The sequence below is a fragment of the Bacillus sp. J33 genome, assembly GCF_000518885.1.
In the GTDB taxonomy this organism is placed as follows: Bacteria; Bacillota; Bacilli; order Bacillales; family Cytobacillaceae; genus Cytobacillus.
The window spans coordinates 43703-54090 of sequence record NZ_JAEL01000031.1; the positions used below are offsets into that span (position 1 = coordinate 43703).

At 41.5% G+C, this 10388-nt stretch carries 10 protein-coding genes; 3 read left to right on the top strand and 7 right to left on the bottom strand.

Annotation, left to right across the window (positions count from 1 at the left end; translation table 11 throughout):
• Positions 1 to 64: 64 nt before the first annotated feature.
• Positions 65 to 997, top strand: coding sequence for a cysteine synthase A (gene cysK, locus L634_RS0111350; protein ID WP_026582559.1), 933 nt, complete (start codon positions 65 to 67; stop codon positions 995 to 997).
• A gap of 56 nt (positions 998 to 1053) precedes the next feature.
• Here cysK and dat read toward each other — a convergent pair whose 3' ends face one another.
• The 6 genes from dat to L634_RS0111380 all read right to left on the bottom strand — a co-directional run bounded on the left by dat (position 1054) and on the right by L634_RS0111380 (position 8264).
• The gene (gene dat, locus L634_RS0111355; protein ID WP_026582560.1) at positions 1054 to 1923 is read right to left on the bottom strand and encodes a D-amino-acid transaminase; all 870 of its coding nucleotides are present in this window, start codon (positions 1921 to 1923) and stop codon (positions 1054 to 1056) included.
• 89 nt (positions 1924 to 2012) lie between these two features.
• Positions 2013 to 3431 (bottom strand): dipeptidase PepV, encoded by a 1419-nt coding sequence (gene pepV, locus L634_RS0111360; RefSeq protein WP_026582561.1) that lies wholly within the window; start codon positions 3429 to 3431, stop codon positions 2013 to 2015.
• Between the two features lie 15 nt (positions 3432 to 3446).
• Entirely contained in the window at positions 3447 to 4415 is a 969-nt protein-coding gene (locus tag L634_RS0111365; RefSeq protein ID WP_232233754.1) for a potassium channel family protein, read from the bottom strand.
• Positions 4416 to 4802: 387 nt separating this feature from the next.
• Positions 4803 to 5981 (bottom strand): ABC transporter permease, encoded by a 1179-nt coding sequence (locus tag L634_RS0111370; protein WP_026582563.1) that lies wholly within the window; start codon positions 5979 to 5981, stop codon positions 4803 to 4805.
• Positions 5971 to 6687: an ABC transporter ATP-binding protein gene (locus L634_RS0111375; RefSeq protein WP_026582564.1), complete on the bottom strand. Its 717-nt coding sequence runs from the start codon at positions 6685 to 6687 to the stop codon at positions 5971 to 5973. Before L634_RS0111375 ends, L634_RS0111370 begins: the two co-directional genes overlap by 11 nt.
• 302 nt (positions 6688 to 6989) lie before the next feature.
• On the bottom strand, positions 6990 to 8264 hold the full coding sequence (locus L634_RS0111380) for a M48 family metallopeptidase (protein ID WP_026582565.1): 1275 nt from the start codon (positions 8262 to 8264) through the stop codon (positions 6990 to 6992).
• Positions 8265 to 8725: 461 nt separating this feature from the next.
• Here L634_RS0111380 and L634_RS0111385 point away from each other — a divergent pair, with 461 nt between their 5' ends.
• The gene (locus tag L634_RS0111385; protein ID WP_026041817.1) at positions 8726 to 8947 is read left to right on the top strand and encodes a DeoR family transcriptional regulator; all 222 of its coding nucleotides are present in this window, start codon (positions 8726 to 8728) and stop codon (positions 8945 to 8947) included.
• A 64-nt stretch (positions 8948 to 9011) separates the two neighbouring features.
• Here the strand turns inward: L634_RS0111385 and L634_RS0111390 are convergent, their stop codons facing one another.
• Positions 9012 to 9728 carry a pseudouridine synthase gene (locus L634_RS0111390; protein WP_026582566.1) on the bottom strand — a complete coding sequence of 239 codons (717 nt, stop codon included), beginning with the start codon at positions 9726 to 9728 and terminating at the stop codon, positions 9012 to 9014.
• 449 nt (positions 9729 to 10177) lie between these two features.
• Here L634_RS0111390 and L634_RS0111400 point away from each other — a divergent pair.
• Positions 10178 to 10388: HTH domain-containing protein (locus tag L634_RS0111400; protein ID WP_026582567.1), on the top strand; the 211-nt coding region annotated here is incomplete at its 3' end.

The following is a 10388-nucleotide window of genomic DNA, read 5'->3' on the forward strand; positions in this document are numbered from 1 at the left end:
ATGGATGGAATTAAACGGAGCCACACAAAATAAAAGCATCACCTTTATTGAAAGGGAGAGACAGATGAAAATAGTCAATAACCTTGCAGATTTAATAGGCGATACCCCGCTTGTAAAATTGAATAGGCTTGCTCCTGAAAATGGTGCAAGCATTTACGCAAAGCTTGAATTTTATAATCCCAGCAGAAGTGTAAAAGACCGTGCTGCCTTTAACATGATTGTTGAAGCAGAGAAAGCTGGCAAATTAAAACCAGGCTCAACCATTATCGAACCGACAAGCGGAAACACAGGCATTGGCCTTGCGATGAATGCTGCAGCCCGCGGCTATAAAGCAATTCTTGTTATGCCGGATACGATGACAGCTGAGCGCATTAATCTTTTAAAAGCTTATGGTGCAGAAGTCGTCCTGACGCCTGGGGATGACAAAATGCCGGGTTCCATAAAGAAAGCAAATGAACTGGCTGAAGAAATACCAAACAGCTTTGTGCCGATGCAATTTGAAAACAGTGCAAATCCGGATGCGCATAGGCATTCGACCGCTCTGGAAATCATCGACGGCATGAAACAACTTGGAAAAAATCTTTCCGCATTTGTTGCTACCGCAGGAACAGGCGGGACCATAACAGGGACTGGCGAAGTTCTAAAAGAGCATTATCCCGGTCTGGAAGTTCATGTTGTGGAGCCAAAGGGCTCACCTGTATTATCTGGCGGACAGCCCGGAAAGCATAAACTTGTCGGCACAAGCCCCGGGTTTATTCCGGAAATATTAAATACGGATGTTTACGATGAAATTCATCAAATTAAAGATGAAGAGGCATATGAGACAACGCGCCGAATGGCAAGGGAGGAAGGCATTCTTGTCGGGCCATCGTCAGGAGCAGCCTGCTTTGCTGCCATCCAGTCAGCAAAAAGGCTAAAGCCGGAAGATGTTGTCGTATTTATCGTCTGCGATACAGGAGAGAGATATCTATCCAGCGACCTTTTCCAATTTGAATAAACAGACTTGAAAACCCCGGGAGCTGCCCCGGGGTTTTCAGTGTGGCTATTGCTATGTTATCTTAATTTAACCGTCAGACTTCCGCACTGCTCTTCAATTTCTTTCTCAAAAAGATCTTGCAAAGCCTTTGTGACTGGTCCTGGACTTCCGCTGCCAACAGGCTTCCCTTCGATCTCAATGATAGGTGTAATTTCAACAGACGTGCTGGACATGAATACTTCATCTGCCAGTTTTAAGTCTTCCAGTGTAAAAGCTGTTTCTTGAAGCGCAATTCCATTTGTATGGCATATTTCATTGATTTTGCGGCGGGTTATACCGTTAAGAATCAAGTTTGTTGCTGGATGTGTGTAAACCTTGCCGTCCTTTACAATAGCAATATTTGAGGAGCTTCCTTCTGTTACCGTGTCACCGCGATGCTGAATAGCTTCATAGCAGCCAGACTGTGCCGCTTTTTGCTTAGCCATGATGTTGCCTAACAGATTAAGGCTTTTTATATCACAGCGGAGCCAGCGCACATCTTCAACTAAAAGTGCTTTAACACCATTTTTCATGCTTTCAACAGGCCTTGAAGTTTCACGTGTATAGGCTGTGAATGCAGGAAGCACATCTGCACCAGGATAAGCATGATTTCTCGGCGAAGCGCCTCTTGTAAATTGCATATAAACAATACCCAGTTCCAGTTTATTTTTCACAATCATCTCTTTAAGCAGCTGCTTTAGCTCTTCAACGGAATAGGATATGTTCAGCTCTATTTTCTTTCCGCTTTCCAGAAGCCGCTCAAGATGCTCTTCAGCGGTGAACATTTTGCCATTGTATACGCGGATCACTTCATAGACGCCATCCCCAAATTGATAGCCCCGGTCTTCAATATCGACCTTTGCTTCGGAACGATTAATAAATTCCCCATTCAAAATGACATATTCCATACTCACTGCCACTCCCCGTATCTGGTTTCTTTAAATAAGCTATTTGCTTTTTATCTCAAATCTTTCCGCCATCATATCAGGTTTTAAGTCTATTTCGCAAGCTCATATATAGCCTGCGCATAAATTGCTGTTGCTTTTAACAGGTCTTCGATAATCATATATTCATCTTTTTGATGGGCAATGTCTTCCCGCCCTGGAAATAGCGGGCCAAAAGCAACTCCAGACTTCAACGAGCGCGCATAGGTGCCTCCCCCGATGGATAACAGCTCTGCCTTTTCTCCTGTCTGCTGTTCATATACTTTTTTCAATGTTTGAATCAGGAAATCATCCTCTTCTACATGATGAGGCTTCGAATCAGTAAAGTTTTCCAGTCTGAAATGCTCTTTGTCAATTAAGGATTGCAGCTTGACCTTTGTTTCTTCCATATCAGTTGTAACAGGATAACGCACATTAAAGCAGAGACGGCCTCCATTTTCCTTTGTATATGACAGTTTGCCGACATTGACGGTTAAATCGCCCGTAATTTCATCCGCATATGCGATCCCCAGCTTCCTTCCTCTGGAATCATCACAAAGGTAGCGGGTTACAAACTCAAAGTATTGGCATGCCTGATTATCTATCTGAAGGGAGGCAAGAAATGATGCCATTAGAATGCCGGCATTTTTCCCATTATCAGGTTCCATGCCATGTGCGGACACTCCCTTAAGCTCGAGGATCAATTCTCCATTATCAATGTAATACTTTCCTTCCAGCTCCGTCTTTTTGAGAAAATCAATATACCTTTGAACTACTTCAGTCTGCTCAAAATGAACAACAAGGCTTGCTCTTGCAAAATCCGGAACCATGTTATACCTTCTGCCAGACTGAAATGAGATTACTTCAGCCAATACCTCTTTTTCTGTTTCTTTGCAGGTTCCAGTCTGGACGAGATCGAAATCAGAGATTCCCTTTTCCGCGTATATGATTGGGAAATCAGCATCTGGAGCAAATCCCATTGACGGCATTTCTTCATGTTTAAAGTAATGTTCCACACAGCGCCAGTCACTTTCCTCGTCTGTCCCAATTATCATACGGACACGTTTGCTTAAAGGCAGCTCCATTTCCTTTACGATTTTCATGGCATAATAAGCGGCCATCGTTGGGCCCTTATCGTCTATTGCCCCTCTGGCAAAAATCTTGCCATCGCGAATTTCTGCATCAAATGGATCGCTTGTCCATCCGTCTCCTTCAGGAACAACATCAACATGGCAAAGTACTCCCACAATCTCTTCGCCTTCACCAAATTCAAGATGTCCTGCCAGATTTCCAACATTTTTCGCTGTGAAGCCATCCTTTTCGCCTAAATCCAGCATAAAATCCAGAGCCTCTTTGACACCCTCTCCCAGCGGTGCCTCCTCTGCGGCGTTTTCTTCATCCAGGATACTTTTAATTCTCAGAAGTTTTTGTGTATCTTGAATTAAAGTATCTTTTCTTTGATCAACTTCTTTTTTCCAATCCAGCACGTTCATCAAATTTCCTCCTTATTATTGATCTGCTGCCAATTTTGAATATGTATCATGATCACAAATAATATATAAAATGGCTCCTTGTGGTATTTTCTCATCCAGCCGGCGGTTAATATTCATATCCTGGCCCGAGCTGATTAAGGTTGCCCCCTGCTCAAGCAATTGATGAAAAGCATCCCGGTAGGTTACCCACTTCGCTGATGCAGGAATCTGATATAAATCCTCCCCCACTTCACGGCTCATCAGCTGTGAATAGATCGTAGTCGCTCCATTGGAAAGGACTGCCTGTGCAGCCATTCTCGAGATCATTTCATCAGAAATGATAAATTCATCAACCGAAACATGCTTAAACAGATCCATATGTTTTTCAACCTTTAATTCAACTGTGATGTGAAGATCGCCTGCAAGACGCTCAATACCAGTAGCAATTAATAAAGATTTCCCATCTGTCAGCTGGTTATCTTCAATCGAGTCATCAGCAAATATGATAACACTTTTAGCTTCTTTAATATTGGCCATTTCAAGTACTGCCTCATCAGCTGCATCTCCATGGACAAAATGGACATTATCATGTTTGACCGGCGTTTTGTCCAGCATGGCAATGAGCACAATCTCTTTTCCAGGATCAGCCAGCCTGATTTCTTCCAAAGCATGCTCCGCTTTTTTAGACCAGCCTGCAACTACAATATGATTTTTCCCATTATAACTCATTTTCCCCTCCTCCTGCTTAATACGGAATTGAGCAAAGCCTTCTACTAATTTTCCAATTACAATTCCGATCAGGCCAATTCCGATCAAGTACAAAAATACAGCATAAACTCTTCCGGCAACTGAGACAGGATAAAAATCGCCATACCCGACAGTGGTTACTGTCGTCATAACCCACCAAAAAGAATCAAAGTAATTCGTAAAGGTCCCAGGTTCTATAAGAGTCATAAGAATGGTACTAAACAGGATCAAAAATCCGCTTGAAATAAAAATCAGCAAGTTATTAAGCGTGTATAGCTTCTTAAGAAATCTCCTAAATAAAATGGTTCATCCCTCCTTCTGCAACAATAACATTATAAAGTGCTTCCATCAGTGGGGGGCTTTCATTCCCCACCGATGGTTAGGGCCCGTATGATGCGGATCACTCAGACGCTGCCGCAGGACAAGGAAAGCTGCGGCAAATCCATACATCGTATTGACCGAAAGCGTTAGCTTATGGGAGGACGTGGCGTATTAGTCTGATTTCTGGTAATTGGGCTTTTACGGGCAGTTTGATCCCCCTCCTAATCCTTTATGATTCCCTCGAAAGCCTTGAAGTGGAGGTCTAACTGCCCGTTAATGCTAAATAAAGAATTATAGCTGCAGTATCCTCCAATTATGAATCCCCTATTCCACAAGGACTCCAAATTGGGGCAGAAAGATCAGCCAGCATGCCAAAAACAGTCCTAAAATGATAATAGCAAAAGAGAAGAGCGCCAACACAGTCCTTTTCCTTGCTGTAAAATAGAAATCCATTTCACTATACCTTTTGGCAAGCGGATGTGACATGATAGCCTTATCCCAAGTAATGGACAGCCATGAATAGGTTAAAAACAGAAATATACACAGCACAATTCCTTTTATCCATAATGGCGGAATCACAATGATGCCTGCAGCGCTTATGGATATGATTTGAAAATAGCTGACAATATACGATGGATTGCGGATAAAGATCTTTAGAAATAATTCAGCAAGCCCGGTAACGGGTGTCCTATTTCTAAAAATCCGTTTTGATTTCCGGAATAGAAGAGGTTTTGTCCGCATGGAAAAAGCAGGCTTTTCCATTTCAGGCGCCATCATAAAAATCCATTTAATATACTTTGTTTTTTCCTCCTGTTCCTGTATTATTTCATAATCTATAGCTGAGACCCTATTTAATAGCCGGAATACTCGCATAATAGTGCCAGCAAGGAGTACTGCTGCTGTCATGTAAACCGCTAAATCGGCTCCAAGGTCCCAAAGGGAATAAACGAGCTGGGAGAACCAGCTAAATAAGACAAACACCAAAAACCTTATAATATATTTTTTAAGTTTTCCTTCGATCCTTTTTAAATGATAGGAAACTGACATAATCGTCCACTTCAATATAATGAAAAAAATCAGCAGAGCAATAATTTGCCTCTCATCCAAAAAATAACTATTCCTTAAAAAGGGAAGAAGAAGAACAATCATTCCTGCAGTCCCCGCTGCCTGAAAAAGAAATGAATAGGCAAATCCCCATCTTCTCATTCCCAAATAGAGATTTCTATTCTTAACAAGAAACACTTTATCAGCTTCCTGTACAAATGGCCGGATATTTCCCAGCCATGAAAAAATATATAGCAAAAAGAAAAGCAAAAACATAGGCAGGCTTCCAGCCCATTCTGGTGTTTCAATCCACCAGGAACGGTAGACCATTGTAAAAATAGCCGCTCCCGGAACAATGAGATACACGATAATCGTCCAATCCGCTATAGACCGAAGGACGCCATATTGATACTTCCAGCTCCTGATTAGCCTTCGAATAAATAGATCTCTACTCTTCATTGACTGTTTCCTCAGCAATATGATGGAAGCAATCGTAGAGTGTGCCTGCCGGAAGGCCGCATTGTCCCCTTATCTCATCCAATGTGCCTGAGGCTTTCAGCACGCCTTCATGCACAATTAAAAATCGGCTGCAAACCTTCTCTGCGGTATCCAGAACATGTGTGGACATAAGAACTCCTGCGCCTCTTTGCCTCTCTTTTTCAATAGATTCAAGAAACAGTTTCATAGCATTCGGATCAAGGCCAATAAACGGTTCATCAATAATATAAATATCAGGGCTGGCAATCATGGCAAGAATCAGCATGGCCTTTTGCTGCATTCCTTTCGAATAAGAACCAGGAAACTTATGGGCATGTTCAGACAGCTTATACTGATTTAAAAGTTCATCTGCCCTATCCTTGTATTCATGATCCGGAATTCCTTCTACAGCAGCCATAAAATCCATATGCTCCCATAGTGTAAGTTCTTCGTAAAAAACAGGGCGTTCAGGAATATAAGAATATTTAACCCCTTCCTGAAAATCTACTAATCCCTTCTTATGCTCCAGCAGCCCCAGAATCGTTTTAATGGTCGTGCTTTTTCCGGCACCATTTGGCCCAATAAGGCCAATTAATTCGCCTTTCTTTATTTCGAAATGAATATTATGTATAATCGGGATCTCATTTTCATAGCCTGCAGAGATAATATCTACATTTAATAAGTTCATAATACCCTCCTCCTGACTATACTTACGGGTAAGATTGGAAAAGGTTTACTTTTTTTTGATATTCTTTTAAAATATTGTCTCCTGTTTTAATTCCTGCTGCACGCACTCTCTTTCCGCAGGCTTCCAGCGCTCCCTGGCCTATTACGCCATTGGGGTCTCTCTTGACCTTCTGCAGGACTTTGAGCGAGTAAACACCCCTTCATGGTCTCTCCAATCAAGACAGTGTTCAAAAATCGCTTTAACAATCCTGAAAAATTTTGAATGCATGCACAAAAAAACTGCCCCAGCAAGGAGCAGTGTTATCATTGCTGAAGCAATTCCAGCAATTCTTTATTATCAAAGTCTTTCGCGTAATCATAGGCTGTGTAGCCCTCTGAATCTTTCAGACCCGGATCCGCACCGAACTCAAGGAGAAGCTTAGCCATTTCAACGTCTTCATTAAATACAGCACTCATTAAAGGAGACGAATCATAGCTATCCAGCGTGTTGGGGCTGGCACCATTTTTAAGAAGCAAAGAAGCACTCTCCAAGTGGCCATTATAAACAGCCCAATGAAGGGCAGTGGAGCCCTCTGCATCTGTTTCCTCAATATCAGCACCCTCTGCAAGCAAAGAATGAATCATGTCCGTATCATTTTCACTTGCTGCATTCATCAAAGGTGTAGCACCTTCAATTCCCATAACAAATTCAGTCCATAAATCCAGCTTTTCCATTGATTTAAAACCAATCCATATTCCCGAAGCGAGAATAGTTAACGAAAGAATCGAACCAGCAACCCCCAGCCAGACTTTACCCTTAGGCTCTTCTATGTCAGGTGTCGCATCCTCGGCAAAAAACTTGGATAATGCATAAATTCTTTTTGGGAGATGCGGGTGGGTTGATAATTTTTCATTTAGCCACACAAAGAAGCCAGTCTCTGTTCGAATCTGCTCCATATATGCCTGTTTGTCGACCTCATGATAAAGATCTTTTCCAATTGCAAGCATGGTTAATGCATCTCTTGATGATTCGAGTGATTGTATATAAAAAGCTGCATAGCGATCACAAGTATATTCGCAAGCTCTTAAATAAGCATTTCCAAGAAAGGGAACCCACATGGCAGGGAGAAGGAGAATGCTTATGAGAACGTGTTTTCTTTTTAAATGAGCAAATTCATGGGCAAGGACGAACAGTACTTCCTTTTCTGACCCTTTCTCAACCAATTCAAAAATGCCGGAATATAATACAACCATATTTTTTCTAAAAAACCTGGCTGCAAAGGCATTTAAAATACCTTGCGACTCTATCACATAAATATCAGGCAGTTTTGCAAGCCCCATTTCCTTTGCGGTTAACACTGCTTTTTCATATATTTCTGGAAACTGCTTTTCACTGATTCTTACTCCATTCCTTCTAATGCCGCCCATCATGATTCCATGGAGCAGGACAGAAACAGCTATGACTGCAATAATAATGATAATCCCAACGATTGAGAATGCGAGAAAAATATAAGATAAAATACTAAATAAAACGACAAAGGCAAAATAAATATTCTCTTTCGGATGTACCAGCCGATCCCTCAGGGAATGCCACTCCATGATGCTCTCTTCCTTTCCTAGTCCTTTTAATTCACCCATTGATTATAATCAAAAAATAAATTTTTAGGATATAGAAAAATTTCTCAATGTTTTTGAATCTTCAGTACATATTACAAGCCCCCTATACCATAAGGTATAGTAATAAGCCCTTTCCCTATGATGTTTAACAATTAGGATTTAGGGAAAATGAACATACATTAAAAAGGAGGGGGATGTACAGACTATAAATGTGGGTGCATTATAAAAATTTTGTAAATTTGTACCCTTAAAGTAGAAATTATCAGATAATAGCGTTACAATATAGTCAGAGGTATGACATCTAGACTAAAAATAACCAGAATACAAAGGAGTTGTCTGGGGAAAAGAAAACTACATACTTTTGAGGGGGATATCCCTTCAATGTAGCTGTCGGTTGCAGGGAATTTGCCATGGGGTTTGAAAAAAGGATAGGGAGTGGTTTTTTGAAACCTTCAACTAACCGGATGTTAAACCGTGTAAAATCCGTCTACATGTTTATCAGTAAGCGCGGAACTGTAACAACTCAGGAGCTTGTAGAGGAATTTGGTATTACTCCTCGCACCATACAACGAGATTTGAATGTCCTGGCCTATAATGATTTGGTTAAAAGCCCAAGCCGAGGCAAATGGACCATTACACAAAAGAAAGTAAAGATGTCTTCTTAGCACAAAGTATAACTAACATAATAGATTGAAAAAAATCGCCCCTTTTAGGGCGATTTTTTTGTCTTTACTTCACCTCATAATTCATCAGCATTTCCACTTCTTCTGTCAATTCCCGGTACTCTCCAAGTTCCAAGGTTTCATCAAGCTCGAGCGGGCCCATTGAAAGCCTCTTTAAGTAAATGACTCTCTTTCCGACTGCCTCAAACATTCTTTTCACCTGATGGAATTTTCCTTCTGTAATGGTTAATTCAATATCGGAGGTGATGCCTGACTTTACTATTTTAAGGTCTCCCGGTTTCGTTTCATAGCCGTCATCCAATATGACTCCTTTTTTAAAAGCAGCAATATCGTCATCCGTTACCTCGCTGTCAATGACAGCAAAATAGGTTTTAGGAACATGCTTCTTAGGAGAAAGCAGCCGGTGGGCCAGCTGGCCGTCATTTGTAAGCAGCAGAAGTCCTTCGGTATCCTTATCCAGACGCCCAACAGGAAACGGGGAAAAAACAAGATCCTCCATTTCGAGCAGGTCCACAACCGTTTCAAACTGGGAATCTTCAGTTGCCGAAATCACACCAGGCGGTTTGTTCATCATTAAATAAATGAATTCCTTATACTCCACTCTTTCACCATTGATAATGACAACATCCGCTTCAGGATTTACTTGATGCTTTGGATCTTTCACTTTTTCATCATTAATGGTTACGGCCCCATCCTTTAATAGCTTCTTAACATCTTTACGGCTGCCGTAGCCCAAATTGGCCAGCATTTTATCAATTCTCATGGTTGACCTCCATTCAAATTCTAATTAATGGGCTTCTGTCCATGTCACAGCCGCCCGGTTTACATAGACTAATATCATACTTTCGAATGAATGCGAAAGAGGAGATGTTCACTATGTATCCCCGCCAGCAAGGCATATATATATCCCTCTTCCCGGTTTTTCGCCAGGTTATCCTGGATATCCGAGTGGAGGGAGCACTGATAGGCGACTCGAACGCCTAGAGCGTCAGGTGGAGCGGCTTGACCGCCAGGTAGATCGGCTCAATCGAAGACTTGAGCGGATTGAAAGGCGCCTCGGAATAAGCGAAGGCGGATATGGCCAGTATTAAATGAAAGAAAGGTCTCCTTTTTTGAACTATACCCCGGATAGCGGACACTGATAAAAAAGTGCCCCTATCCGGGGTTTTTTGTGTTTCAATAGATTTAATGAATAGGGACGGAGGATTTATCATGAGTAAGAATATTTATAATGATTTCCAAATGAAAGAGCTTGAAAAGAATCCTAATGTGTTGAGGACTTCTGAAAGGTCAATCTCCTATAGTTCGGAATTTAAGATAAAAGCAGTGACGGAGTACAAAAATGGGAAAACACCATCGCAAATCTTTATTGAACAAGGCTTTGATCTTGAGATGATTGGCAAGGAACAGCCCAAACGTTGCC

What these genes read in the sequence shown, in the direction of transcription:
- cysK (WP_026582559.1), top strand. Translation starts at nt 65, where the DNA reads ATGAAAATAGTCAATAACCTTGCAGATTTAATAGGCGATACCCCGCTT.
- dat (WP_026582560.1), bottom strand. Translation starts at nt 1,923, where the DNA reads ATGGAATATGTCATTTTGAATGGGGAATTTATTAATCGTTCCGAAGCA.
- pepV (WP_026582561.1), bottom strand. Translation starts at nt 3,431, where the DNA reads ATGAACGTGCTGGATTGGAAAAAAGAAGTTGATCAAAGAAAAGATACT.
- L634_RS0111370 (WP_026582563.1), bottom strand. Translation starts at nt 5,981, where the DNA reads ATGAAGAGTAGAGATCTATTTATTCGAAGGCTAATCAGGAGCTGGAAG.
- L634_RS0111375 (WP_026582564.1), bottom strand. Translation starts at nt 6,687, where the DNA reads ATGAACTTATTAAATGTAGATATTATCTCTGCAGGCTATGAAAATGAG.
- L634_RS0111380 (WP_026582565.1), bottom strand. Translation starts at nt 8,264, where the DNA reads ATGGAGTGGCATTCCCTGAGGGATCGGCTGGTACATCCGAAAGAGAAT.
- L634_RS0111390 (WP_026582566.1), bottom strand. Translation starts at nt 9,728, where the DNA reads ATGAGAATTGATAAAATGCTGGCCAATTTGGGCTACGGCAGCCGTAAA.